This is a genomic window from Pseudomonas sp. FW305-7 (assembly GCF_058786735.1).
On the sequence record NZ_JBYSZA010000002.1, the window covers coordinates 23,244 to 47,864 of the forward strand.

Sequence of the window (24,621 nt, forward strand, 5' to 3'; positions counted from 1 at the left end):
TCCGGGGCTTTTTTTGCCCCAAAACTGGCTGTGATGCCGTCATGCTGCGTTAAAAGCACCGCTAAAAATGCTCATTTAGGTCCCCTAAACTCCGCTTTTTAGCGATGCTTTCGCCTTGCCTGCCAGCACCACAGACAGTTTTGAAATTGTCTTACTCGGCAGTCGCCTCGGCGCCTTTGTCCGCCAGTTCCATCCAGCCTGCCAGAACAGTGTAGGCCTCTTCCAGGCCCATGCGTTTTGGTGCGGAGAACAGCTGGATGGTGACCAGATCGCCCCAACCCTTGCGAATTTCCGACTGCACCTTGAGCAGGGTGTTCTTGGCTGCGCCGTAGGTCAGCTTGTCGGCCTTGGTCAGCAGAATGTGCATCGGCATGCCGGCGGCAACGGCCCAGTCGAGCATCAGCAGGTCGAAGTCGGTCATTGGATGACGGATGTCCATCATCAGAATCAAACCCTTCAAACTCTCGCGGCCACCGAGGTAAGCCTCAAGGTGACGCTGCCAGTGCATCTTCAGCGGGATCGGTACTTTTGCATAACCGTAGCCCGGCAGGTCGACCAGACGCCGATCATCGTCTAGCTTGAAGAAGTTCAACAGCTGCGTGCGACCCGGAGTTTTCGAGGTCCGCGCCAGGCTGGCGTGAGTCAGAGTGTTCAGGGCGCTGGATTTACCGGCGTTGGAACGACCGGCGAACGCCACTTCAAAGCCCTCGTCGTCAGGGCACTGATCGACTTTGGCGGCACTGAGCATGAACGTGGACTGTTGGCACAGGCCGAGGATGGGATTCTTGAGTTGCATGGGATTTCCGATGTGGGCGGCGCCGGGATTGGGCGCGGAACGCGGTGTCGCTTCCGTTTCAGTGACGCCAGTATATAATGCCGCAGATTTTGTGTGTGCTTTGTCCCAGCGTAGGATGAAGTTCACGAGAGCGACAGACCTTGATTGCGCATTAGAACGCAGAACGCTCTCAACCCTGAAAAGGTCGTTTTATGACGAAATGGCTGCTGGCTGCCGGAGTCTTGATGCCGCTTTACAGCGCACAGGCTACACAGGATCCGGAAGCTGTGTACAACCGTGTTTGTGGTGCCTGTCATTCCGGCCAACTACCCATGGCGCCCGAAAGAGGCGATCAGGCAGCTTGGACGCCGAGGTTGGCGAAAGGTATGGGGACGCTGGTGCAACACGTGACCCAGGGTTTCAAGGCGATGCCGCCGCGTGGTTTGTGCATGGACTGCAGTGCCGAGGATTACCAGGCCATCATCCTTTGGATGAGCGAGAGTAAACCCGGTCCATAACTCTTAACCCTTAGCCGTAGTTGGATTAGCTGATGAACAAATTGATCGTGAGTCTGCTGTTGACCGTGGGAATCTCAGGCCTCGCCCATGCTGCCGGTGATGCCGCAGCAGGCCAGGCAAAAGCCGCCGTCTGCGGAGCCTGCCATGGCCCGGACGGTAACAGCATGGCGCCAAACTTTCCAAAACTGGCCGGTCAAGGTGAACGCTACCTGACCAAGCAACTGCACGACATCAAGTCGGGCAAGCGCACCGTACTGGAAATGACGGGCCTGCTGACCAACCTGAGCGATCAGGATCTGGCCGACATCGCCGCCTACTTCGCCAGCCAGAAAGGCAGCGTCGGCGCCGCCGATCCGAAGATCGTCGCGCGCGGTGAAGCCCTCTTCCGTGGCGGTAACCTCGCCAAAGGCCTGCCCGCCTGCACCGGTTGCCACTCGCCGAACGGTGCTGGCAACGCCGCTGCCGGTTTCCCGCATCTGGGTGGCCAACACGCGCAATACATCGCCAAACAACTGACCGACTTCCGCAAGGAAGAAGGCGGTCGCACCAACGACGGCGACACCATGACCATGCAGACCATCGCCAAACGCCTGAGCGACGAAGACATCGCCGCTGTCTCCAGCTACATTCAAGGCCTGCACTAAGACCCACGGATAGAGCGTTGCCGGCGAGGGACATCTCCTGCAACGTTAACGCTCGATTAATCCGGCGCAGCAAGTATAAAAAGGGTGGCTTTGGCCGCCCTTTTTTGTGGCCGCTGCCGTTACACTACAGAACTCATGCCCGCCAGGATCTGTCTGAAAACAGGTCGCGCGAGGCGATCAAAATTGTCCAGGAGTAAAGCATGCGTAATCTGATCATCAGCGCCGCTCTCGTCGCTGCCAGCCTGTTTGGCGTGACCGCCCAGGCCGCCGAAGCCCCTGCCGCTCCTTATGTAGAACTGGCCAACCCGGTACCGGTTGCCGAGCCTGGCAAGATCGAAGTGGTCGAGCTGTTCTGGTACGGCTGCCCGCACTGCTACGCCTTCGAGCCGGTGATCAATCCATGGGTCGAAAAACTGCCTTCCGACGTCAACTTCGTGCGCATTCCTGCCATGTTCGGCGGCCCATGGGACGCTCACGGTCAAATGTTCCTGACCCTGGAAGCCATGGGTGTCGAGCACAAGGTGCATAACGCCGTGTTCAATGCCATCCAGAAAGAACACAAGAAGCTGACCGACAAGAACGACATGGCTGACTTCCTCGCCACCCAAGGCGTGGACAAGGACAAGTTCCTCGCCACTTTCGACTCGTTCGCCATCAAAGGCCAGATCGTCAAGGCTCGTGAACTGGCCAAGAAATATCAGATCACTGGCGTTCCAACCATGATCGTCAACGGCAAGTACCGCTTCGACATCGGCTCTGCCGGTGGTGCCGAACAAGCCTTGCAACTGGCTGACCAACTGGTGGCCAAAGAGCGAGCGACCAACAAGGCCGCTGCCAACTAAGCGCGGCAATCGCCATGCGCCGCTGGAAGACCGAACGCATCGTTGGCCTGCATGATCCGCAGGTCAACGAACATCACCTGGCGTCCACAGGCCTGCCAGCGGATCAGCGTCTGCGCCTGCTCAGTTTCAATATCCAGGTCGGCATCAGCACTGAGCGTTACCGGCATTACCTGACTCGCAGCTGGCAGCATTTGCTGCCGCACACCGGGCGCTCAGGCAATCTGCAGAAGATCGGCGACCTGCTCGGCGACTTCGATCTGGTCGCCTTGCAGGAAGCCGATGGCGGCAGCCTGCGCTCGGGCTACGTCAATCAGGTCGAACACCTGGCCCACCTCGGTGCCTTCCCCTACTGGTATCAACAACTCAATCGCAATCTCGGCCGACTGGCTCAGCACAGCAATGGCGTGCTCAGCCGTCTGCGCCCGTGGGCGATCGAAGATCACCCGTTACCCGGCCCGAAAGGTCGTGGCGCCATACTCCTGCGTTTCGGTGAAGGTCCGGAAGCGCTGGTGGTGGTGATGATGCACCTGGCCCTGGGGGCACGTGTGCGCACGCTGCAACTGGCCTATATCCGTGATCTGATCGGCGGCTATAAACACCAGGTGTTGATGGGCGACATGAACACCCATGCCAGCGATCTGCTACAACATTCTCCGTTACGCGATCTCGGCCTGCTGGCCCCGCAGGTGGAAGCGACATTCCCCAGCTGGCGTCCTCAGCGTTGCCTTGATCATATTTTGCTCAGCCCGACCCTGACCCTGGAAAAGGTCGAAGTGCTGGCACAACCGATTTCCGATCACCTGCCGGTCGCGGTAGAGATTCGTCTGCCGGGTTCGCTCACGGCCGATGCATTGCCCGCGTTGAGTCCTGCCCCTCGCGGAACCCCTGAATGAGCGACGACGCCCAGCGCTGGAAAGAGAAATACCTCAAAAGCATAGAACAGCAGGACAAGCTTGAACGGCGTTGGGCCGCCAGGCTCGACTTGTTGCGTCGCGGTCTGGTACGAAGCACGCTGGCCGCGGAGGGCACCGATAAAGTCGTTGATCAATGCATGAAAGAGATGCGCGACGTGGTGCGCACCGACGACATGGACGCCGGCCTCGCCGCCCTGCTACCACGTCTGGAAAAAGCCGTGCTCGATTCCGAGCAACGCCGCGAGACCCGCATTGATCAGGTCAGCACTGCGCTGACCTCGCTGGTGACCCAGTTGCAAGCGCTGCCGCTACCGCGAGAAGTCGCTCAGCCACTGAAGAAATTCGCCAAGCAACTGGACAGCCGTGTCGGTCAGGCCCGGGAAATGCCGCTGCTGTTGAGTGAGCTGAGCGGCTTGCAGGGCAAGGCGTTGAGTCAACTGGAAACGCCGCCGGAGCCCGGACGCCCGGGATTGTTGCAGCGCCTGTTTGGTAGCCGTGACAGCGACGAGGCGCCTGCACCGGCGCCGGAGCACGTGGCGCCAGTCGAACAGATACCTGTCGCTCCCGTGCCTGAATCCGAACCCGTGCAAGCAGCACCTGTCGCTATCGCTGAACCGGCAGTGGCCGCTACGGTTATCAAAGAAATTGCACCCATCACAGCAGTGGAAGCGCCAGCGCCTCAAGCCCAGCCGGAACAGGACGTGGTTGCCTTCGTTGCGCCGGTCGTCGCCACTGAAGCGGCCTCCCCGAATGCAGTGGAAGCCACCGCGCCCGAACCTGAAACCGTTGCAGCTCCCACTCTAGCTCCGGCTCCAGTCGTACCGGTCGCTTTCAACCCCGACGAATTGATCCACCCCGGCGATCCTGCCCCGCTGTTCCTCGACAGCCTGCCCCTGCCCGAGCCCATCGCTCAGGCACTGGCGGCCATCGACCCGGAGCAATCCGAGCACGACGTCCTCTTTGCCCTGCCGGATTCTCCGGAGCCGTCCTACAGCTCTGTAGCCAAACACATCGAAGAAACACTGATCGGCCTGCTCGACGACCTGACGCTGCCCGAACGTCACCGTCCGCAAGCAGAAGCCATGCGTGAACGGCTAAAACATGGTTTGAACTGGTACGAACTGATCCCGATCCTCGACGATCTGGCGACGTTGATGCTGGCGATCACCGACAGCGGCCAGCATGAGTTCGAAGCGTATCTGCAACAACTCAACGAACGCCTCGAAGCGTTTCAAAGCAATCTGCAGGCCGCCAGCGAAGGACATGCCGACAACAGCTCGGCGGCGCGGGCGATGGACACGCAGATCCGCGAGCAGGTCGACGGTTTGCAGACCAGCGTCCAGGAAGCGGCGGATCTGGAGGACCTCAAGCAAGTGCTGGAGAACCATCTCGAAGGCCTGCTCGGCACCATGGACCAGCACCAGAAACAACGCGATGCCCGCGAGCAAGAAGTGGCGGCGCGACTTAAAGGCCTGTCCGAGCGCGTCGCGCATATGGAACAGGAGGCGCAAGGCTTCCGCGAGCACCTTGAAGAACAACGCCAGAAAGCCCTGATCGACCCCCTCACCGGCCTGCCCAACCGCGCAGCGTGGAGCGAACGTCTGGAGCATGAGATCAAGCAATGGCAGCAACATGGCAATACGTTGAGCCTGGCGATGCTCGACCTCGATCATTTCAAACGGATCAATGACAACTACGGGCACCTGGCGGGTGACAAGGTCCTGAAGATCATCGCCACCGTGCTGCGCAAGCGCCTGCGGGGCTCCGATTTCATCGCCCGTTTTGGCGGCGAAGAATTCGTTCTGCTGCTGCCGGCGACGCCGCCCGCAGTCGGGGCGAAATTGCTGGAAACCCTGCGCGCGGCGATCGAGGCCTGCCCGTTTCACTTCAAGGGCGAGCGCGTGACCATTACGATTTCCATGGGCCTGGCTTCATTCAGAGCGGGAGAACACAGCGATCTAGTGCTTAAAAGAGCCGATCAGGCGCTGTACAGGGCTAAAAACGCAGGACGCAATCGGGTCGAGCTGGGCTAAGGAAATTGTTCGATTTTGTTTAAATCCGCCCGCTGACCGTCTGCACGCAAGGCATTACGTTACACTGTTGCATTATTGTCTTGCGCGTATTGCCTTCTGCCATGAAATTTTTTGCCCTCCTCGCGTCCCTGCTCGTTCTTGCCGGTTGTGCCAGCGGCCCGCGTTATGACACTAGCCATCCTTCCGCCAATCACGACAGCCGCATCCAGTTCGTGATCGTGCATTACACCTCGGCGTCGCTTGAGCGCTCGCTGCAGCTGCTGACCCACGGTGAGGTCAGCAGCCATTACCTGATCGGCGACGACAAGAGCGCCACCGTCTACAAACTGATGGACGAAAACCAGCGCGCCTGGCACGCCGGCGAAAGCCAGTGGCAGGGCCGTACCTGGCTCAACTCCAGCTCGATCGGTATTGAAATCGTCAACCCGGGCTTCAAGGACACGCCGACCGGGCGCCTGTGGTATCCCTACAGCGAAGCGCAGATTCAGGCGCTGATCGCCCTGCTCAAGGACATCAGCCAGCGCAACGGCATCAGCCCCCGCCACATCATCGGTCACAGCGATATTGCACCGTTGCGCAAACTCGATCCGGGGCCGTTATTCCCCTGGAAGCGTCTCGCCGCCGAAGGCTTGGGTATCTGGCCGAACGAGCAAGCCGTGGCCCGCCAGCAAGCGCTGTTCAACAGTAGTGAATTACCCAGCATCGGCTGGTTCCAGGCGCAACTGGCGCATTTGGGTTACGACACACCGCAGACCGGCGAACTGGATGTCGCCACCCGCCATGTCCTCGCGGCGTTCCAGATGCACTTCCGCCCTTCGCGCTTCGACGGAACGCCGGACGCGCAAACGGCCGCGTTACTGCTGGTACTCAATCAGACAAAATAATGACGCCCGCCCGACGGTCAGGGCGAGATTGCAATCAGCAGCTATAACTCATTGGTAATTCTTCGGATATTCCATGATGGTTGCTACCCGAGCGACGCTGCGTAGCTGGTTTTATCGCCCGTGGTTTTTGGCGATGATCGCGGCTGTCCTCAGTGCCAGCCTGCTGATCGCCGGTGGGATGTTCGTGGCCATGCGTCAGGTCGAGCAAAGCGAAAGCCAAGTCATGAATGCCCAGGGCGAGCGATTCCTCGCCCGCCTCGAGCAACTGTTCGGCCAGTTGCGCGAAAGCCTCGACGATTTGGAAGCCCAGCCCCTGCGCAGTTGCGATGACGAAATGATCGCCACGCTGCGGCAAGTCACCTTCAACTATCGCTTCGTCTATGAAGCCGCCTACATGGACGCCTCGCGGATTTGCTCCAACCGTCCGCGCCAGGAAGGCATGTCGGTTGTCCGCGCGCCCGACATCAAAGGCCCGACCTACAGTTACTGGCTGAACACCACCACCGAACCCGATGAAAACCGCGCCGCGCTGATGCTCGGTCGCGGCAATTTCCGCGTCGCCACCTCGCGCGGGCATCTGACTGACATGGTCGACCTGTCCCCCGGCAGCAGTCTGTTGGTAGTGCTGGATCACGGCACCCGGGCGATTCCGGTTCTCGGTGCAGATCAGGTCTGGCCACCGAGCGAACACTGGCCACCGAAAAGCCGCGACGCCTTGCAAGTCACCCAGACCCGGCTGATCTACCGTATGCCCACCAACAACCCGGAATATCAGCTGGTGCTGATCACACCACGCACCGGCATGCACATCCCCGCCATCTGGTGGTGGATGGTTCCGGTCTGTCTGGGGCTCGGCGCCTTCGTCGGTTTCGTCGTGTTTCTCCTGGTTCGCCAGCGCCAGTCACTGGACGCCGAACTGCACGGTGCCATCCGCCGCGGTGAGTTGCAGGTGCTCTATCAGCCGATCTTCGACCTCGACAGCCGCAACTGTGTAGGCGCCGAAGCGCTGCTGCGCTGGCGCCGTCCGGACGGCACATTGACCAGCCCTGACCTGTTCATTCCGCTGGCGGAAAATACCGGGCAGATCCGCCAGATGACCGACTTCGTCCTCCAGCGTTTACTCGAGCAGTTGGGGCCGGTGTTGCGCGCCAATCCGCAGTTGTATATCTCGGTCAACCTCGCGGCCTGCGACGTGATGGTGCCGCGCATCGGTCAAGTCATGGCGCGGCTGCTGAGCCTGCACAGAGTCGCGGCCAAGCAGATTGCCTTCGAGGTCACCGAACGCGGCTTGATTGATGTGGTGGTGGCGCGGGAAAACCTGCAAGCGTTGCGCGATGTCGGCCATCAGGTGCTGATCGATGACTTCGGCACCGGCTATTGCAGCCTCGCCTACCTGCAAACGCTGCCGGTAGATTGCCTGAAAATCGACAAGGCGTTCATCGACGCCCTCGGCCATGACGCCGCCAGCAGCGGCGTCGCCCCGCACATCATCCATATGGCCCAAGCACTGGATCTGAAGGTGATCGCCGAGGGTATCGAGCTTGAGTCGCAAGCTATATTGCTCAGCAGTGAAGGGGTGAAATTCGGTCAGGGCTGGCTGTTCGCCCATGCCCTGAGCGCAGTGCAGTTCATTGAGCTGATCACTCGCGGGCGCCGCCTCGCAGGGCGCCGGCTGGATGACGAAGCCTAGACGGCGAGCGCCATATAAAACTGCGTACCCTGCCCCGGCCGCGAGTAAACCCCCATCCGCCCGCCATGCAACTGAACGATTTCCTTGCACAGCGCCAAACCCAGCCCGGCTCCACCCTTCTTGCGCCCGACCTGCACAAACGGTTCGAAGATCCGCCCTTGCTGGCCATAGGCAATGCCTTCGCCGTTGTCTTCGACGCTGATGATCACCCGTTCGCCATGGCGACGCGCCTGCAAACGGATCTGGCCGTCGCGGGCGGTGTGGCGCATGGCGTTGTCGATCAAATTGTCGAGTACCCGATCCAGTTGCGCTTGATCCGCCTGCAAACGCGGCAGCGGCCCCTGCACTTCCACCTTCAGGGCGATGCCTCTCTCCGCTGCTGTCTCGGCAAAGCGCGACTGCGCCTGCTCCAGCAAGTCCTCGATGGAGCACGGCGCCAGTGTCAGCTTCTGCAAACCGTTCTGGTAGCGCGAAAAGTTGAGCAAGTCGTTGATCAACTGCATCAGGCGCTGCATTTCTTCGTTGACCGTGTCGAGCAGGTCCGCCTCGCGTGACTCAGGCGCAAACTTCGCCCGCTCACGGAACAGACCGAACGCCATGTGCATGCCGGTAACTGGCGTGCGCAGTTCATGGGAGGCACGCAGCACGAACTCGCTGCGGACCCGCTCGAATGCACGCTGTTCAGTCACGTCGTGCAGCACCATCACCGCGCCGAGGATGTGGCCCTGCGTGTGGCTGACCGGCGTCAGGCTGTACGTCAGCAGGCGCGATTCGCCGTCGACTTCGATGCTCAGGTCCTCCGGCGCCCGCTCCAGGGTGCCGCCGCGCAGCACCAGTTGCAGCTGCGCATCCAGCTCCGGTCGTTCAAGGGCCGCGCCCAGACCCTGACCGAGACGGTCGTCGTCCCAGCCCAATTGGCGCTGGGCCACCGGGTTGAGGTGTTCCAGATGTCCCTGGCGGTCGATCATCAACAAGCCGTCGTCGATGCTGTCGAGCACCGCTTGCAAGCGTTGCTGGCCGGCCAGCAGTTCGTCGATGTTGGTCGCCTGATGTTCGCGCAACGCTTCGGCCATCAGCCCGAACCGCTTGGTCAGTTGATTCATTTCCATCGCCGAGGAAATCGGCAGGGTCACTTCGAAATTGCCTTGACCGATGTTGTCCGCCGCATGCGCCAGCGCCTCAATCGGCGCGCCAAAACGTCGGGCAATGCCGTGGGCCGTGACGAAGCCGATGATCAACACCGCCAGCCCGACCAACCCAAGCAGACCAGCCACCAACAGCGCCCGGTCGCGGGCGTCATGTTGAACCAGATTGATGTTGTCGAGTGCGTGCTTGTGTTCGGTAATCAGTCCGTTGCGCAGGGTGTTGAAGCGCTCACGGAAGTCGGCATTGCTGCTCAACGACGTGGCCGGATCACGGGACAGGTCGAACGCCTGCAGAAAACTCAGGTAATCCGCCTTGGCCTGAGTGAAGCCATACAAGCGGCCATCACCCTTCTGCTCCTGGGCGATGCCTTCGTCGAGGAGCTGAAAGTAATGCTGCTTGGAGGCTTCGAATGCAACGGGATCAGGCTTTTCCGCGAGCATGATGATCAGCTGATCGCCCAAGGTCTGGCGCAGCTTGAGCCCCAGATCAAGGGTGACGAAGTTGCTGCGCACCAGCGCTTCCTGGGTTCCGGCCATCTGCATCACGCTGACCAGCCCGAGCAACAGCCCAAGCAAGGCCACGGTGATCAGTGCGGAAATGCTCAGGAACAACCGGGTCCGCAACTTCATCGCCAGTTTCATCGTGGCGCGCTCACAGGTTGTACTGCTTGCGCTTGCGATACAGGGTCGAGGCGTCGATGCCCAGGGTTTTCGCGGCTTGATCCAGCGTGCCAGCGGTGGCGAGGACGGCGCCGATGTGGGCCTTTTCCAACTCGTCCAGGCTCAGTGCTGCGCCGACCCGGGGGGCGTTGTTGGCCGGTTGTTCGGCCATGCCCAGGTGGCTGATTTCGACACGTTCCTGCGGGCAGATGATGCTCGCCCGCTCGACCACGTTGCGCAGCTCACGAATGTTACCGGGCCAGCGGTAGCCGAGCAGTGCCTCGCGAGCCTCGTCACTGAAGCCCCGCGCCGGGCGCGCGTACTCCTTGACGAAGCGGGCGAGGAAGCGGTCGGCCAGGGTCAGGATGTCCTCGGCGCGCTCACGCAGCGGCGGCAGGTGCAGGGTGATGACGTTCAGGCGATAGAGCAGGTCTTCACGGAAACGACCGTCACGGACCATGTCTTCGAGATTGAGGTTGGTTGCCGCCAGAATGCGCACATCAGCGCGACGGGTGACCGGATCGCCTACCCGCTCGTATTCCTTGTCCTGAATAAAACGCAGCAACTTGGGTTGCAAAGTCAAAGGAAAATCGCCGATCTCGTCGAGAAACAGCGTGCCGCCATCGGCTTGGTTGACTCGGCCCAGCGTACTTTCGCTGGCGCCGGTAAACGCGCCACGGCTGTGGCCGAACAGCTCGCTTTCCATCAGTTCGGCAGTCAACGACGGGCAGTTGATGGTCACGCAGGATTTCTTCTCGCGCTTGCTCCAGCCGTGAATCGCCCGGGCCAGCTCGCCTTTACCGGTACCGGACTCGCCGAGAATAAGAATGTTGGCATCAGTGCTCGCCACCTGGCGCGCAGTCTCCAGCACGACTTTCATCGCCGGGCTGTGGGAGTCGAGGCCGTCTTTCGGTTTGCGGATCTCACCTTCAAGGGCTTCGAGACGCGCCGAGAGTTGACGCACTTCCAGTTGCTTGGCCGTCGCCAGACGCAGTTGATCGGGGCTGCACGGCTTGACCAGATAGTCGGCGGCGCCAGCCTGGATGGCATCCACGGCGGTATCGACCGCCGAGTGGGCGGTGACGATCACCACCCGCATCCATGGCGCCTGAATGCGCATTTGTGCCAATACGTCGAGGCCGTTGTCTTCGCCCAGACGCAAATCCAGAAAGCACAAATCGAACACCTGACGCTGCAGCAGTGCGTCGGCCTGCGCTGCGCTGTTGGCGGTGGCCACCGTATAACCTTCGTCTTCGAGGCAATAACGGAAAGTTCGCAGGATGGCGGATTCATCATCCACCAGCAGAATGCGGCCTTGATGCTCAGTGGCAGATTCCATTTTTCCTACGCTCCATAAAGATTGGTCTTGGGTTAGTCCCGGAGAAATCGGGCAAGTTGCATGGTTGATTCTGAACGATGCCAGCCATAGGAGGGTAGCTCTCTCATGCCTTTACGGCTAATTCACTGATTTTGTTGGTTTTTTAAACAAAAGCCGATTTGCAGGGTATTCCCTGCGTACTTTTCTGACATCCGCGCCCCGCTCTCAATTCCATAAGAATGAATTCTCCTACGAAATAATCGTGCATTCCGCACGACCCTGGATAACCCATCGTGCAGGATGCGTCGCAGACAGTTTTTCAACAGCTTATAAGCCATTGATTTTATTGAATATTTTTTAATTAAAAAATTGGCATGCAGCCTGCAATACCTCATTCAGCCCGGGCAGATCAGCACTGCCCCAACCGAATAAGAGTGAGGAACCCAGGATGACTCGCCAACGTGCCGCCCAAGTGCGTATCTCGCCACTGCATCTCCAGCAAGGCCTGTTTGGCGTACTTGCGCTGTTGATCACCCTGATCGTGTGCCAGCAATACCTGAGCTGGGAAAACAGCCAGAAGCCTGAGCCGCTGATCTCGATCCAGCACAGCACGCAGAAGCATTTCAGCGCCGTCAGCAGCAGCCAGGCCGAGAGCGCCTCGATGCGCATGATGGACGTCGACCAAGCGCAACCACTGGACCAGATGCCACGTGAAGAGCGCTGGGTTTTCTGACTGATTGAACAAATTCGGGCGCGATGCGCCGGAACAAGCAGCATCCCTAAATAGAGAAGTAAGGAGAATCACCATGTTGAGCTGGGCAATTACATTCTTGATCATTGCCATCATCGCTGCAGTACTGGGCTTCGGTGGTATCGCGGGCACCGCCACGGGTATCGCCAAGATTCTGTTTGTCGTGTTCCTGGTGATGTTCATCGCTTCCTTCTTCTTTGGCCGTCGCGGCCGAGGTTAACGATGATCGCTTTAAAGACACTGGCAGCCGCCCTGCTTCTGGGCGGTAGTGCCATGGCGATGGCGGCCAATGATGGCCAGACCCGAGTCAACGAGCTGTTGAGTTCCGACCCGCAATACCGGGAGACCTGGGAAGGCGTGGTGAAAAAGGAAGAACGCCTGCCGGAATGGGTGATGAACCTGTCCGGCACGCCGGACCAACAGATGAATGCCGTGACTGAAGATGGCGACAAGTATCTGGTTGGCCCCCTGTGTGAATCTGCAGACAAGTGCCTGAACCATCGCTTGATCGTCGCGTTCAGTTTCGACAAGAAAGACGCTTACGCCATGCTCGTCGATGTGCCCGAAGGACTGCCGGCCGACAAGTCGCCAACGCGACATGCCACCTACCGCTTCCTCGGCAAACCTGATCAGGGCATGCAGGATCTTTTGATGGAAACCCTGAAAAAAGATCCCAAGTGGTATTGATTCGAACATGAAGGCAGCAGCCCTGCTGCCTTCCATTGCGCTCACCTGAGGAAGGCAGGCGCATGACCAGGGGGCCGGGACGTTCTGACTGTTTCAGGGTCGGAGTGACCTACGGGTACAGGGAGTGCCTGCGATGAGGGCCGGGTCAGGGTAAAAGCTGCGTCGCAGGTTCGCCGGCCCACAGCGGTTCGACGGACTTGCGCTGAGCTTTAAACCGATCAAAACATTGATCCAGAGCGTTTCAACCCTTCTTTTTATCGCTCACACTGCGCGCGAAAACATTACGCGGTGTTTCGTGGCGACCGTATATCGACAAAGAGACCATTTTATCTGTGGGACTTCTCGCTCCTTTATGTAGGCTTTTTCCTAAAATTTCCGTCGAAAATTTTCGTTCAGAAAATAACCAATCTACGCTGTGATGGCCGGTTCACGGCACTTATGCCGGCTGAAATGTCGCAATCGAACCGGTTGGGACGTCAGTTTCATTTAAAAAAGCTCATGCCGATTCGGCATAGGGTAGGCGTTTACGGCATTAGACGGCGCAACCCTGCATCGGAATAGTTGCGCCTTTTTTCGCCTGCCGAAGAGCCGTAAATACGCGCTTCGGGGCACCTTATACGGAGGCAGATGCACAGACTTTTCCGCTAAAGAGCGTTCCAGTTCCTGCATGTGCCTGAGTCAAACGCAAGTAAGGGTAAAGATAATGAAGAAGGCAAAACTCAGCCTCGCCTGGCAGATCCTAATCGGTCTGGTTCTAGGGATTGCAATTGGTGCGTTGCTCAACCACTTCAGTGCCGAGAAGGCCTGGTGGATCAGCAACGTCCTGCAACCGGCAGGCGATATCTTTATCCGTCTGATCAAGATGATCGTGATCCCGATCGTCATCTCCTCCCTCATCGTCGGCATCGCCGGCGTGGGCGACGCCAAGAAGCTCGGGCGTATCGGCCTGAAGACGATCATCTATTTCGAAATCGTCACCACCATCGCCATTGTTGTCGGCCTGCTGCTGGCCAACCTGTTCCATCCGGGCACCGGCATCGACATGAGCACCCTGGGCACGGTGGACATCTCCAAGTACCAGGCGACCGCCGCCGAAGTACAGCATGAACACGCGTTCATCGAGACCATCCTCAACCTGATCCCGTCGAACATCTTCGCGGCCATGGCCCGCGGCGAAATGCTGCCGATCATCTTCTTCTCCGTGCTGTTCGGTCTCGGTCTGTCGAGCCTGCAGTCGGACCTGCGCGAGCCGCTGGTGAAGATGTTCCAGGGCGTTTCGGAGAGCATGTTCAAAGTCACCCACATGATCATGAACTACGCCCCGATCGGCGTATTCGCTCTGATCGCGGTGACTGTCGCCAACTTCGGCTTCGCCTCGCTGCTGCCGCTGGCCAAGCTGGTGATCCTGGTTTACGTCGCCATCGCCTTCTTCGCCTTCGTCGTGCTGGGCCTGATCGCCAAGCTGTTCGGCTTCTCGGTGCTCAAGCTGATGCGCATCTTCAAGGATGAGCTGGTGCTGGCCTACTCCACCGCTTCGTCCGAAACCGTGCTGCCACGGGTGATCGAGAAGATGGAAGCCTACGGTGCGCCGAAAGCCATCTGCAGCTTCGTGGTGCCAACCGGTTACTCGTTCAACCTCGACGGTTCGACCCTGTACCAGTCCATCGCGGCGATCTTCATTGCCCAGCTGTACGGCATCGACCTGTCGATCAGCCAGCAACTGCTGCTGGTGCTGACCCTGATGGTTACCTCCAAAGGTATCGCCGGCGTACCGGGCGTTTCCTTCGTGGTGCTGCTGGCCACTTTGGGCAGCGTCGGTATCCCGCTGGAAGGCCTGGCGTTCATCGCCGGTGTCGACCGCATCATGGACATGGCGCGTACCGCACTGAACGTGATCGGCAACGCCCTCGCCGTGCTGGTTATCGCACGCTGGGAAGGCATGTACGACGACGCCAAGGGCCAGCGCTACTGGAACTCCCTGCCACACTGGCGCAGCAAGGAAAAACTGCCGGCTGGCGAGACTTCCAAGCAGTAATCCCAGACCCTGTGGGAGCTGGCTTGCCAGCGATGAGGTCAGCACATTCAACATCTTTGTTGACTGACACACCGCCATCGCGGGCAAGCCCGCTCCCACAGTGATCGCTGCCAACCGTTCTAAACGAACCCCGGAGAAATCCGGGGTTTGTCGTTTCTGGCGACCCCGCTATCATTCGCCGCATCTTCCGGGGGATTTGACTGATGCTTAATGGCCTGTGGCTTGGCTTCTTCGTCGTTGCAGCAATATCTGCGCTGGTGCAGTGGCTGGTCGGCGGTAACGCCGGAATCTTCGCGGCGATGGTGGAAAGCATTTTTGCCATGGCCAAGCTGTCGGTCGAAGTCATGGTGCTGCTGTTCGGCACCCTCACCCTCTGGCTGGGCTTTCTGCGCATCGCCGAGAAGGCCGGGATCGTCGAATGGCTGGCCAAGGTGTTGGGGCCGCTGTTTCTGCGCTTGATGCCGGAAGTCCCGGCGGGTCACCCGGCCCTTGGCCTGATCACCCTGAACTTCGCCGCCAATGGCCTGGGCCTCGACAACGCCGCCACGCCAATCGGCCTGAAAGCCATGAAGGCGCTGCAGGAGCTCAATCCCAGCAGCACCATCGCCAGCAATGCACAAATCCTCTTTCTGGTGCTCAACGCCTCCTCGCTGACGCTGCTGCCGGTGACGATCTTCATGTACCGCGCCCAGCAAGGCGCGCCGGACCCGACGCTGGTGTTCCTGCCGATTCTGCTGGCGACCAGTTGCTCGACCATCGTCGGCTTCCTCTCGGTGGCGTTCATGCAGCGCCTGCGGATCTGGGATCCGGTGGTGCTGGCTTATCTGATTCCCGGCGCACTGATCCTGGGTGGCTTCATGGCGTTGCTGGCGACGATGTCGGCGACAGCGCTGGCGGGGCTTTCGTCGATCCTTGGCAACCTGACGCTGTTCGGCCTGATCATGCTGTTTCTGCTGATCGGTGCGCTGCGCAAGGTCAAGGTCTACGAAGCGTTCGTCGAGGGCGCGAAGGAAGGCTTCGACGTCGCCAAGAACCTTTTGCCGTATCTGGTGGCGATGCTCTGCGCCATCGGCGTGCTGCGTGCCTCCGGGGCGCTGGACTTTGGCCTGGACGGGATTCGCCATCTGGTCGAGTGGGCCGGTTGGGACACGCGATTTGTCGATGCGTTGCCGACAGCGATGGTCAAACCGTTCTCCGGCAGCGCCGCCCGGGCGATGCTGATTGAAACCATGAAGACGTCGGGGGTCGATAGCTTCCCGGCGCTGGTGGCGGCGACGATTCAGGGCAGTACCGAGACCACGTTTTATGTGCTGGCGGTGTATTTCGGAGCGGTAGGGATTCAGCGGGCGCGGCATGCCGTAGGGTGTGCGTTGCTGGCGGAGCTGGCCGGCGTAATTGGCGCCATTGCAGTCTGCTACTGGTTCTTCGGCTAATAGAAAACCCTGTGGGAGCTGGCTTGCCAGCGATGAGGACAGCACAGCCAGAACCTCTGGTGACTGACACACCGCCATCGCGGGCAAGCCCGCTCCCACAGGGATTGTGTTGGGCTTAAGGCTTTTGCGGGGCCAATTTTTGGCCTTGGCCCACGGCCCACGCCACGACTTTCGCGGTCAGGCGATCACTGGCCTGACCAAACCCGGCGACCACCGCTGGCACCTGCACATCACTCAGTGGCTGACGCTCCTCAAAGCGCCGACTGGCGAGAATCCGCTGGTCATAACCACGCACGATCAACGCATCGAGGCGCACCACGACGCTGGCCTGATTTCCCTGATATTCCGTCTGAAACGCCTGCAAATTCCCGCCCAGTTCCAGATCCGCCGCAAAATTGCTGTCATCGGTACTCAGCAACGTCACCCGACCATCACGGGCAAAGCCGTCCAGCAAGCGATTGCGCAGCAGCACCGGTGCCGGATCGCTCCAGCGCGAAGCCTTGTAGCTGCTGATCACATCGCCTTGCGGGATGACGGCGATGTTCGCTCGGTTCAGCGCTTCGCTGGCCTGCAACTTGTTCAAACGCAGCGACCAGTGTTGCGTGGCCGCCGCACTGGTCGAGGCGGGCGCCTGAGTGATCGGCAGGCGATAAACATCCGATGGTTCCGACTTGGGCAGGATCGAGCACGCCGCGATCAGCGTAAAACCGGCGAGGAGGGCGAGGCGAGTCAGCTTCATGGCGTGAACTCCTTGTTCTTGTCACTGCCCAGCAGGTAACCGCTCGGGTTGGCCTCCAGACGTTGAGAGATGGCGCGCAGCGAGGTCAGGGTTTCGCGCAATTCGCGGATCGCCGGAGCCAGGCCGTTGAGGCCTTGCATGCCGTTGTCGAGGGAGTTCTGGTTTTTACTCAGCAAGGTGTTGATCGTGGCGCTGCTCTGCTCCAGCGATTTCATCGCCTGCTCGGCGCTGCCCAGCGCTTGTTTGCCCTGATCGTTGAGCAAGCCGTTGGCGTTGCGCATCAACGCCGAGGTCTGTTCGAGCATGCTGCCGGCCTGTTTGCCGACTGCCGCCAGTTGCTGCATGGCCTGACGCAGATCGCCGCGCTGATCATTGATCGAGCCGGTGGTCTGCTCCAGATGCGCCAGGGTTTTGCTGACGCGCTCGACGTTCTCGGCGGAGAACATCTGATTGGCGTTGCCCAGCAAAGAACTGATCCCGCTCATCAAGTCGTTGCTGTCGTTGAGCAGCCGCGAAATAGGCGAGGGCGAGGCGACGATGATCGGCAGCTTGCCGTCGTGGCCACGTAATTGCGGGCTGTCTGGCGTACCGCCGCTGAGCTGGATGATCGAGGTGCCGGTGATCCCGGCCAGCGCCAGTTTGGCCTGGGTGTCTTCCTTGACCGGCGTGTCGCCGCCCAGCCGAATCCGCGCCAGCACCCGGCGCGGGTCCTTGGGGTCGAGGCGCAGGCTGACCACGTCGCCGACCTTGATCCCGCTGTACTGCACCGGGCTGCCCTTGGACAGGCCGCTGACCGCCTCGTTGAAGACGATTTCGTAATCCTTGAACTCAGTGTCGACGCTGGACTTGGCCAGCCACAGGCCGAAGAGCAGGGCGCCCGCCACCACTATCACCGAGAACAGGCCGATCAACACATGATGGGCTCGGGTTTCCATGTCAGACCTCGTTGAGCAATTTGGCGGCGTCCAGCGCCGAGCGGCCGCGCGGGCCGTGGAAGTATTCGTGAATCCACGCGTCGTTGGTTTCGGAAACAACGTCGATGGGGCCGGCAACCAGTACTTTCTTCTGCGCCAGCACCGCCACGCGGTCGGTGATGGTGTAGAGCGTGTCGAGGTCGTGGGTCACCAGAAACACGCTCAGGCCCAGCGCATCGCGCAGGGTCAGGATCAGTTGATCGAACTGCGCCGCGCCGATCGGATCGAGGCCGGCGGTGGGTTCATCGAGAAACAGGATGTCCGGATCCAGCGCCAGCGCCCGGGCCAGCGCCGCACGCTTGATCATGCCGCCGGACAGCGAGGCCGGGTACTTGTCCGCCGCCGACAGCGGCAGCCCGGCCAGCGCCAGTTTGACTGCCGCAAGATGTTCGGCGTCTTCGCGGCTGAGGCCGGCGTGTTCGATGAGGGGCAGGGCGACGTTCTCGGTAACGGTCAGCGAAGAGAACAGCGCGCCTTTCTGGAACAGCACGCCAAAACGCCGTTCGACCAGCGAACGCTCATGCTCGGACAGGCTCGGCAGGTTTTGCCCGAACACTTTGACCAGACCTTCGCTGGGCCGGCGCAGGCCGACGATGCTGCGCAGCAACACCGACTTGCCGCTGCCGGAGCCGCCGACCACGGCGAGAATCTCGCCTTTGTACAAATCCAGATCGAGGTTCTCGTGCACGCTCTGGCTGCCGAAGCGATTGCACAGGCCACGGACTTCAATCACCGCCTCCGAGGGCGCGCGGGGTAGACGACTCACCAGCCCATCTCCATGAAGAACAGCGCGGCCACCGCATCAAGCACGATCACCACGAAAATCGACTGCACCACCGCCGAGGTGGTGTGAGCACCGACCGATTCGGCGCTGCCGCTGACCTTGAAGCCTTCCAGACAGCCAATCGTCGCGATAAGGAAGGCGAAGACCGGGGCTTTCACCAGACCCACCAGAAAATGCTGAATGCCGATGTCGGCTTGCAGCACCGAGAGGAACATCGCCGGGGAAATCCCCAGCGACACCGCGCAGACCACGCCGCCGCCAATGATCCCGCAGAGCATCGCCAGAAACGTCAGCATCGGCAGCGCCACCAGCATCGCCAGCACCCGTGGCACCACCAGCAACTCGACGGGGTCGAGGCCCAGCGTGCGAATCGCGTCGATCTCTTCGTTGGCCTTCATCGAGCCGATCTGCGCGGTAAAGGCACTGGCGGTGCGCCCGGCCATCAGGATCGCCGTCAGCAACACGCCGAACTCGCGCAAAAACGAGAAGCCCACCAGGTCCACGGTAAAAATCGTCGCGCCGAAACTGGCGAGCACCGTCGCGCCGAGGAAGGCCACCACGGCGCCGACCAAAAAGGTCAGCAACGCCACAATCGGTGCGGCATCGAGGCCGGTCTGTTCAATGTGGGCAATCATCGGCGTGATCCGCCAGCGCTTGGGCCGGAACAGTCCACGGGCGATGGTTTCGAGGATCAGGCCGATGAAGCCCAGCACTTGCAGGGTGTCCTGCCAGACCGTGTCCACGGCGCGGCCGATGCGCGTCAGCAGTTGCACGCTGACGCTGACTTCCGGCTCTTTGATCGGCACACAGAAGTCGGTCATCGACTGATACACGGTTTGCAGCAGGGCGCGGTCAGCCTGGGAAATCGTGCAATCGGGGTGTTCGGCGGATTTGCCGAGGCGCTCGGAACCGAGCAGCTCGACCAGCAAGGAGGCGCCAGCGGTGTCGAGGGCGCCGAGACCGTTGAGGTCGATCGAGGTAGCGGTGTCGTACTGGCCGTGGAGCTTTTCGGTCAGTTGCTTGAGCTCGGCGTAATGGGCAAGCGTCCAGTCCCCGGAAACCCGCAGGCGGGCAGGGCTGATCGACGTGTCCAGTTGGGCACTGCCTGTCATCGAGCTGCTGGTCATAAGCTCCGTGCTTTATCGGCTAAATACGCTGGCATACGTAATAGCACGAACCCGATTACTTTTCTTTGGTCGCTGTGCTGTCCGTCACTTCGAAACGCAGCACGCCGATCACTTGGCCGTCCTCGGTGAGCACCCGGACTTGCCATTTGCCCGCCGGGTTGCCGGGGAAATTCTGCTTGTGCGTCCACGCCCGGTAGCCTTCCTTGCGCCCACCGTGGATGTCGAGGGCGATGCGGTCGACCTCTTTGCCGTTGAACTGCCAGACGTGATAAATCCGCTCATCGAGCCCACGCGGTGCATTGATCGCGGTATAGGCGTAGAGCCCGCCGTTGCGGATCTGCTCGGCGCTGACCTCGTCGAGGCTGGCGCCGGGGGTGCGATCCTGCAATTGCGTGCTGATCGCCACGTCGGTCATCCACAGCGTCGCCGGTGGCACCCACGAACGCAGCACCCAACCGACACCGCCGATGCCGACGGTGATGCACAGAATCGCCAGAGCGTTACGCACGGTGCGGATCGGGAAGATCGACGCCAGACTCGGGAACGACAACAACACGGAAATGCCCAGCGCCCATTTGAAGCTCTGCGAGGTGGTCAGGTGCATGATCACTGGCAGCGCGGTGAGCAGGGCGGCGAACAGGGTCAGCGTGTGCAACGCGAGAAAGGCCCAGCGCCGTGGCGCCAGCCATTTGTAATAGAGCGGATCAACGATCGAGATCAACGCCGCGACGCTGAGCAGGCCGGTGAAAATCAACTGGCCGCTGTTCCACGTCGTGGTGATGAAGAAAAAGGGCAGAACGAAAAACAGGCTTTCCTGATGGATCATCTGCGTCGCGTAACGCAGCAGCGGCTGGGGGATTTCCCGTTTGAACACGCGGGTGAACAGGCCGGTGAGGGTGTTTTCCAGCATCAGCCAGATCCAGCTCAGCAGCATGATGATGGTGATCCAGCTCGCCAGCCCTTGCTGGCGGTCGACCAGAATGAAACTGCCGACCCCGGAGATGAAACCACCCAGCGCAATGACCCCGGGGTAGCGCTTCATCAGTTCGAGAATGCGCTGGATCAGCAGGGTCAGTTTTGGCATTTTGGGGGATCACGACACTGTAGGAAAAAACCCGGAAAGGTTACCGCCACATAACCCCTGTGGCGAGGGGATTTATCCCCGATCGGCGGCGCAGCCGTCGCAAATCCGGCGAATGCGTTTTGTCTGGAGGAATGGGTTTATCGGGGTAGGGGCCGCTGCGCAGCCCATCGGGGATAAATCCCCTCACCACAGGAACCTTCTCATCCTAGATTTTCCTCACAGGTTTCATTCATCACAGGGTCTGGATCTCGGGTCAGATTTGTGGCGGCGGCGCAACCGCCAGCCGATCAGGATCAGCAGCACCACACCGAGCCCGCCCGCCACCAGCCACAACACCTGATCATCACTGATCAACGGCTTCTCGATCCGCAGATACCCCGGTTGCAGCAGCAACTCACGCATGGCTTTGTTCGCCGTTTCCAGCGTCACGCCTTGCAGCTCCCGCGCCGGATTGGCGAAGCGGCCATCCTCGTAATCCCCCAGCGCGCTCCAGTAATAATCGGCCAGCGCGCTGTTGCCTTGCACCGCCCAGGCCTGATGGGCGATGGCGGCCTGTTTGATCCGGGCGAAGGTGTCGGCGTCGAGGCCGTTTTTCAGCAGGTCGGCCTTGAGGTCTTCCAGCACCTGGATGGCTTCGTCGACGTCATCGCGATCCAGATCGGCATTCAGGCTCATGAAACCGACGCCACCAAACACTTCACGTTCGGCCCATGGCCCGTACGACAAACCGTGGTTCAGGCGGATTTGCCGGTACAGCGCCCAGTCGAGGTAGTCCTTGAGGATGTCGAAGGTCTCGTCATATTGATCATCCAGCACCGGCTCCGGCACCAGCCAGTGCAGCTTGGCGCTGTCGCCGATAAAACCACGGGTGAGCGTGCGTTCATGGGCGGCACTGATGCGGATGTCCGGCAAAGGTCGGTGTTCGCTCGGGTCAACCGCTTCGAGGGCGCCCCAGGTGCGTTCCAGATAAGCCGGCAGCAGCTTGTCGAGTTCGCCGACGACGATCAGGGTCATGTTGTTTGGCGCGTACCAGGCCTTGCGTACCTTCTCCAGTTGCGCCTGAGTCAGGTGGCCGACTTCAGCCCGCTGCGGGCATTTCAGGCCCAGTTCCACCGCCAGTTGATTGCTCGCGGTGTGGCCCAGGTCCTGACGGTCGAGAAAACGTTGCAACTTGGTGTAATGGCCGCCGTCCTCGCGCTCGACCACGCGTTTGGCGGCGTTGATGGCATTGTCGTCGATGCGGGTCTGGGTCAACAGATCAAGCAACAGGTCGAGCACCTTGCGCTGGTTTTTCGCCGGCGCTTCGATCACGAATGTGGTGTCGGCGTTGCTGGTGAAGGCATTCCACTCGCCGCCCAGCGCCTGCATGCGTTCTTCGAGGCCACCTTCGCCAGTGGCGTCGATGCCGCTGAACAGCAAGTGCTCAAGCAGGTGCGGCAGCTCTTTTTCATCGCAATCGAAATCGTCGAGGCCGACGCCGACCACCAGTCGGATCGCCACATGCCCGCGTTCCGTGCCGGGTTTGAGCAGCAACTGCAAACCGTTGGGCAGCGCATAACCTTCGACCTGGAAACGATCCAGGGCGAAGGCGGGCAGGGAACCAAGCAACAGACAAGCGAACAACAGGCAACGCATAACAGGCTTCCATACGGCTGATTTGGAGATCCGTGTCGTCAGTCAGGGCCCCATCGCTGGCAAGCCAGCTCCCACAAGGATTTGCGGCGCTCACAAAACCCTGTGGCAGCTGGCTTGCCAGCGATGGGGCCTTTGAGGCTGAACTCTGTGTTACTGACTGACCCTGGCCCCAGACGTTCAAGGCGAATGCGTGATGTCGGCAATATCATCCGCTGCCAGTGCGCCGGTATCCGTCGTTTCCAGCACCACATACGCGCTGCCGCAAAACAGCGAGTTAAGCCGCTTCATGTCCGCAATCAACTCCAGATGCAGCGAACTGGTCTCGATACTCTGCACGATCTTGCGTTGCAGACGACTGACATGCGCATGGGCCAAACGGCGTTCCTGGGCGCGAAAGCGACGTTTCTCCCGGAGCAATTGCCGGGCACTTTCGCGATCACCGCTGAGAAACACCGACAAGCCCAGACGCAGGTTGGCGATCAGTTGCTGCTGCAGCCCGGCCAGATCCTCCAGGCCTTCTTCGGAAAACGAGCGGCGCTGCGAAGTCTTCTGCTGCTGGATCTTGCGCAGCATGCGTTCGATGAGATCGGCGGCCAGTTTCAGGTTGATCGCCAGTTCGATGATCTCGGCCCAGCGTCGACTGTCGTGCTCGCCGAGGTCCTCGCGAGGCATCTGCGCCAGATACAGCTTGATCGCGCTGTACAGCGCTTCGACGTCGTCGGTCAGCCGGCGCATTTCCTGGGTGACGGCGGTCTGCTTGCCGCGCAGCACATCAAGCGTCGCGTCGAGCATGTTGTCGAGCAGATCACCCATGCGCAGGGTTTCCCGCGCGGCGTTGGCCAAGGCCAGGCTCGGCGTGACCAATGCGGTGGCGTCGAGGTGGCGCGGTTTGGCGGTGCCGTTGACCTCCGGTCGCTCCGGCAGCAGCCAGGCGCAGAGCCGCGCCATCGGCCCGACACTCGGCAGCAGAATCAGACAGCGCGCGGTGTTGTAGAGCAGATGGAAGCCGATGACCATTTCCTGCGGGCTGAAATCGAGGCTGTCGATCCAGTGCACCAACGGATCGAGCACCGGAATGATCAGCAGCAGGCCGATCAGTTTGTACAACAGGCTGCCCAACGCCACTTGCCGGCCGGCGGCGTTCTGCATGCTGGTGCTCATGAACGCCAGCACGCCGCTGCCGATGTTGGCACCGATGACCAGACCGATCGCCACTGGCAGGCTGATCACGGCGGCTCCGGCCAGTGTGGCGGTGAGCAACACGGCAGCGAGGCTGGAGTAGGAAATCATCGCGAACAGCGCGCCGACCAGGGCGTCGAGAAGGATGTCACCGGTGAGCGAGGCGAAAATCACTTTCACGCCCTGTGCATGGGTGATCGGCGCAGCGGCTTCGACGATCAGCTGCAACGCGAGAATGATCAACCCCAGACCGATGCTGACCCGGCCCATCTGCCCGAGCCGCGTCTGTTTGCGCGACAGAAAGAAAATCACCCCGAGGAAAATCAGCAGCGGCGACAGCCACGACAAGTCAAACGTCAACACCCGCGCCATCAGCGCCGTGCCGACGTCGGCACCAAGCATGGTTGCCAGCGCCGGTGTCAGCGCCATCAGGCCCTGGCCGACAAAAGAAGTAACGAGCATGGCGGTGGCGTTGCTGCTCTGCACCATCGCCGTGACGACGATGCCGGCGACAAAGGCCAGCCAGCGTTTGGACATGTTCTGGCCAATCACATGGCGCAGATTGGTGCCGTACACCCGCAGGATGCCGGTTCGGACGATGTGCGTGCCCCAGATCAGCAGGGCGACGGCGGAAAGCAGATTGAGCAGGGTGAGCATGCAGACCCCCTGTAATAGCAGCGCTCCAGAGGAGCAAGTTGACGGTACCGCACGGTTTCTACGTTCTGATACTTAAGCTGTAGTTGGCGAACGGACTGGGCGCCAGCATTGCA

22 protein-coding genes are annotated in these 24,621 nt (G+C 60.5%); 12 read left to right on the forward strand and 10 right to left on the reverse strand.

What is annotated here, in order from left to right; translation table 11 throughout:
* Window positions 1-151: 151 nt before the first annotated feature.
* Complete coding sequence (gene yihA / locus AC3WMT_RS03180) at window positions 152-796, reverse strand: ribosome biogenesis GTP-binding protein YihA/YsxC (RefSeq protein WP_103302923.1); 645 nt, start codon at window positions 794-796, stop codon at window positions 152-154.
* A gap of 191 nt (window positions 797-987) precedes the next feature.
* On the opposite strand from yihA, the gene AC3WMT_RS03185 reads away from it, so the two are divergent.
* The 7 genes from AC3WMT_RS03185 (at window position 988) to AC3WMT_RS03215 (ending at window position 8,300) form a co-directional block, all read left to right on the forward strand.
* The gene (locus AC3WMT_RS03185) at window positions 988-1,293 is read left to right on the forward strand and encodes a c-type cytochrome (RefSeq protein ID WP_103302922.1); all 306 of its coding nucleotides are present in this window, start codon (window positions 988-990) and stop codon (window positions 1,291-1,293) included.
* A gap of 32 nt (window positions 1,294-1,325) precedes the next feature.
* Window positions 1,326-1,937 (forward strand): c-type cytochrome, encoded by a 612-nt coding sequence (locus AC3WMT_RS03190; protein WP_103302921.1) that lies wholly within the window; start codon window positions 1,326-1,328, stop codon window positions 1,935-1,937.
* A 200-nt stretch (window positions 1,938-2,137) separates the two neighbouring features.
* The gene (locus tag AC3WMT_RS03195) at window positions 2,138-2,779 is read left to right on the forward strand and encodes a thiol:disulfide interchange protein DsbA/DsbL (protein ID WP_103302919.1); all 642 of its coding nucleotides are present in this window, start codon (window positions 2,138-2,140) and stop codon (window positions 2,777-2,779) included.
* A gap of 14 nt (window positions 2,780-2,793) precedes the next feature.
* Window positions 2,794-3,672, forward strand: coding sequence for an endonuclease/exonuclease/phosphatase family protein (locus AC3WMT_RS03200; protein ID WP_103302918.1), 879 nt, complete (start codon window positions 2,794-2,796; stop codon window positions 3,670-3,672).
* Window positions 3,669-5,726, forward strand: a complete 2,058-nt coding sequence (locus AC3WMT_RS03205) for a diguanylate cyclase (RefSeq protein ID WP_103302917.1) — start codon at window positions 3,669-3,671, stop codon at window positions 5,724-5,726. Before AC3WMT_RS03200 ends, AC3WMT_RS03205 begins: the two co-directional genes overlap by 4 nt.
* Window positions 5,727-5,827: 101 nt before the next feature.
* Complete coding sequence (locus tag AC3WMT_RS03210) at window positions 5,828-6,610, forward strand: N-acetylmuramoyl-L-alanine amidase (RefSeq protein ID WP_103302916.1); 783 nt, start codon at window positions 5,828-5,830, stop codon at window positions 6,608-6,610.
* A 73-nt stretch (window positions 6,611-6,683) separates the two neighbouring features.
* On the forward strand, window positions 6,684-8,300 hold the full coding sequence (locus AC3WMT_RS03215; RefSeq protein ID WP_103302915.1) for an EAL domain-containing protein: 1,617 nt from the start codon (window positions 6,684-6,686) through the stop codon (window positions 8,298-8,300).
* Here the strand turns inward: AC3WMT_RS03215 and AC3WMT_RS03220 are convergent.
* Window positions 8,297-10,087: a KinB sensor domain-containing domain gene (locus tag AC3WMT_RS03220; protein ID WP_103302914.1), complete on the reverse strand. Its 1,791-nt coding sequence runs from the start codon at window positions 10,085-10,087 to the stop codon at window positions 8,297-8,299. The two genes, AC3WMT_RS03215 and AC3WMT_RS03220, sit on opposite strands and share 4 nt — an antisense overlap.
* A gap of 10 nt (window positions 10,088-10,097) precedes the next feature.
* Window positions 10,098-11,444: a sigma-54-dependent response regulator transcription factor AlgB gene (gene algB, locus AC3WMT_RS03225; RefSeq protein WP_025112294.1), complete on the reverse strand. Its 1,347-nt coding sequence runs from the start codon at window positions 11,442-11,444 to the stop codon at window positions 10,098-10,100.
* Between the two features lie 427 nt (window positions 11,445-11,871).
* On the opposite strand from algB, the gene AC3WMT_RS03230 reads away from it, so the two are divergent.
* The 5 genes from AC3WMT_RS03230 (at window position 11,872) to AC3WMT_RS03250 (ending at window position 16,329) form a co-directional block, all read left to right on the forward strand.
* Entirely contained in the window at window positions 11,872-12,156 is a 285-nt protein-coding gene (locus AC3WMT_RS03230) for a hypothetical protein (RefSeq protein WP_103302913.1), read from the forward strand.
* A gap of 73 nt (window positions 12,157-12,229) precedes the next feature.
* Window positions 12,230-12,394 carry a DUF1328 domain-containing protein gene (locus tag AC3WMT_RS03235; RefSeq protein WP_003177151.1) on the forward strand — a complete coding sequence of 55 codons (165 nt, stop codon included), beginning with the start codon at window positions 12,230-12,232 and terminating at the stop codon, window positions 12,392-12,394.
* 2 nt (window positions 12,395-12,396) lie between these two features.
* Window positions 12,397-12,861, forward strand: coding sequence for an inhibitor of vertebrate lysozyme family protein (locus AC3WMT_RS03240; RefSeq protein ID WP_103302912.1), 465 nt, complete (start codon window positions 12,397-12,399; stop codon window positions 12,859-12,861).
* A gap of 703 nt (window positions 12,862-13,564) precedes the next feature.
* The gene (gltP, locus tag AC3WMT_RS03245) at window positions 13,565-14,896 is read left to right on the forward strand and encodes a glutamate/aspartate:proton symporter GltP (protein WP_103302911.1); all 1,332 of its coding nucleotides are present in this window, start codon (window positions 13,565-13,567) and stop codon (window positions 14,894-14,896) included.
* A 203-nt stretch (window positions 14,897-15,099) separates the two neighbouring features.
* On the forward strand, window positions 15,100-16,329 hold the full coding sequence (locus tag AC3WMT_RS03250; protein ID WP_103302910.1) for a nucleoside recognition domain-containing protein: 1,230 nt from the start codon (window positions 15,100-15,102) through the stop codon (window positions 16,327-16,329).
* Window positions 16,330-16,444: 115 nt separating this feature from the next.
* On the opposite strand, the gene AC3WMT_RS03255 is transcribed toward AC3WMT_RS03250, so the two are convergent.
* The 7 genes from AC3WMT_RS03255 to AC3WMT_RS03285 form a co-directional block, all read right to left on the reverse strand.
* Window positions 16,445-17,068 (reverse strand): ABC-type transport auxiliary lipoprotein family protein, encoded by a 624-nt coding sequence (locus AC3WMT_RS03255; protein WP_103302909.1) that lies wholly within the window; start codon window positions 17,066-17,068, stop codon window positions 16,445-16,447.
* Window positions 17,065-18,003 carry an MlaD family protein gene (locus AC3WMT_RS03260; protein WP_103302908.1) on the reverse strand — a complete coding sequence of 313 codons (939 nt, stop codon included), beginning with the start codon at window positions 18,001-18,003 and terminating at the stop codon, window positions 17,065-17,067. The genes AC3WMT_RS03255 and AC3WMT_RS03260 overlap by 4 nt, the downstream gene beginning before the upstream one ends.
* Window position 18,004: 1 nt before the next feature.
* Window positions 18,005-18,808, reverse strand: a complete 804-nt coding sequence (locus AC3WMT_RS03265; RefSeq protein WP_103302907.1) for an ABC transporter ATP-binding protein — start codon at window positions 18,806-18,808, stop codon at window positions 18,005-18,007.
* Complete coding sequence (locus AC3WMT_RS03270) at window positions 18,805-19,953, reverse strand: ABC transporter permease (RefSeq protein ID WP_103302906.1); 1,149 nt, start codon at window positions 19,951-19,953, stop codon at window positions 18,805-18,807. The genes AC3WMT_RS03265 and AC3WMT_RS03270 overlap by 4 nt, the downstream gene beginning before the upstream one ends.
* Window positions 19,954-20,008: 55 nt before the next feature.
* The gene (locus AC3WMT_RS03275) at window positions 20,009-21,037 is read right to left on the reverse strand and encodes a DUF5924 family protein (RefSeq protein ID WP_103302905.1); all 1,029 of its coding nucleotides are present in this window, start codon (window positions 21,035-21,037) and stop codon (window positions 20,009-20,011) included.
* A 225-nt stretch (window positions 21,038-21,262) separates the two neighbouring features.
* Window positions 21,263-22,672: a M16 family metallopeptidase gene (locus AC3WMT_RS03280; protein ID WP_103302904.1), complete on the reverse strand. Its 1,410-nt coding sequence runs from the start codon at window positions 22,670-22,672 to the stop codon at window positions 21,263-21,265.
* 177 nt (window positions 22,673-22,849) lie between these two features.
* Complete coding sequence (locus AC3WMT_RS03285) at window positions 22,850-24,508, reverse strand: Na/Pi cotransporter family protein (RefSeq protein WP_103302903.1); 1,659 nt, start codon at window positions 24,506-24,508, stop codon at window positions 22,850-22,852.
* Window positions 24,509-24,621 lie beyond the last annotated feature (113 nt).

What these genes read in the sequence shown, in the direction of transcription:
- yihA (WP_103302923.1), bottom strand. Translation starts at nt 796, where the DNA reads ATGCAACTCAAGAATCCCATCCTCGGCCTGTGCCAACAGTCCACGTTC.
- AC3WMT_RS03185 (WP_103302922.1), top strand. Translation starts at nt 988, where the DNA reads ATGACGAAATGGCTGCTGGCTGCCGGAGTCTTGATGCCGCTTTACAGC.
- AC3WMT_RS03190 (WP_103302921.1), top strand. Translation starts at nt 1,326, where the DNA reads ATGAACAAATTGATCGTGAGTCTGCTGTTGACCGTGGGAATCTCAGGC.
- AC3WMT_RS03195 (WP_103302919.1), top strand. Translation starts at nt 2,138, where the DNA reads ATGCGTAATCTGATCATCAGCGCCGCTCTCGTCGCTGCCAGCCTGTTT.
- AC3WMT_RS03200 (WP_103302918.1), top strand. Translation starts at nt 2,794, where the DNA reads ATGCGCCGCTGGAAGACCGAACGCATCGTTGGCCTGCATGATCCGCAG.
- AC3WMT_RS03205 (WP_103302917.1), top strand. Translation starts at nt 3,669, where the DNA reads ATGAGCGACGACGCCCAGCGCTGGAAAGAGAAATACCTCAAAAGCATA.
- AC3WMT_RS03210 (WP_103302916.1), top strand. Translation starts at nt 5,828, where the DNA reads ATGAAATTTTTTGCCCTCCTCGCGTCCCTGCTCGTTCTTGCCGGTTGT.
- AC3WMT_RS03215 (WP_103302915.1), top strand. Translation starts at nt 6,684, where the DNA reads ATGATGGTTGCTACCCGAGCGACGCTGCGTAGCTGGTTTTATCGCCCG.
- AC3WMT_RS03220 (WP_103302914.1), bottom strand. Translation starts at nt 10,087, where the DNA reads ATGAAACTGGCGATGAAGTTGCGGACCCGGTTGTTCCTGAGCATTTCC.
- algB (WP_025112294.1), bottom strand. Translation starts at nt 11,444, where the DNA reads ATGGAATCTGCCACTGAGCATCAAGGCCGCATTCTGCTGGTGGATGAT.
- AC3WMT_RS03230 (WP_103302913.1), top strand. Translation starts at nt 11,872, where the DNA reads ATGACTCGCCAACGTGCCGCCCAAGTGCGTATCTCGCCACTGCATCTC.
- AC3WMT_RS03235 (WP_003177151.1), top strand. Translation starts at nt 12,230, where the DNA reads ATGTTGAGCTGGGCAATTACATTCTTGATCATTGCCATCATCGCTGCA.
- AC3WMT_RS03240 (WP_103302912.1), top strand. Translation starts at nt 12,397, where the DNA reads ATGATCGCTTTAAAGACACTGGCAGCCGCCCTGCTTCTGGGCGGTAGT.
- gltP (WP_103302911.1), top strand. Translation starts at nt 13,565, where the DNA reads ATGAAGAAGGCAAAACTCAGCCTCGCCTGGCAGATCCTAATCGGTCTG.
- AC3WMT_RS03250 (WP_103302910.1), top strand. Translation starts at nt 15,100, where the DNA reads ATGCTTAATGGCCTGTGGCTTGGCTTCTTCGTCGTTGCAGCAATATCT.
- AC3WMT_RS03255 (WP_103302909.1), bottom strand. Translation starts at nt 17,068, where the DNA reads ATGAAGCTGACTCGCCTCGCCCTCCTCGCCGGTTTTACGCTGATCGCG.
- AC3WMT_RS03260 (WP_103302908.1), bottom strand. Translation starts at nt 18,003, where the DNA reads ATGGAAACCCGAGCCCATCATGTGTTGATCGGCCTGTTCTCGGTGATA.
- AC3WMT_RS03270 (WP_103302906.1), bottom strand. Translation starts at nt 19,953, where the DNA reads ATGACCAGCAGCTCGATGACAGGCAGTGCCCAACTGGACACGTCGATC.
- AC3WMT_RS03275 (WP_103302905.1), bottom strand. Translation starts at nt 21,037, where the DNA reads ATGCCAAAACTGACCCTGCTGATCCAGCGCATTCTCGAACTGATGAAG.
- AC3WMT_RS03280 (WP_103302904.1), bottom strand. Translation starts at nt 22,672, where the DNA reads ATGCGTTGCCTGTTGTTCGCTTGTCTGTTGCTTGGTTCCCTGCCCGCC.
- AC3WMT_RS03285 (WP_103302903.1), bottom strand. Translation starts at nt 24,508, where the DNA reads ATGCTCACCCTGCTCAATCTGCTTTCCGCCGTCGCCCTGCTGATCTGG.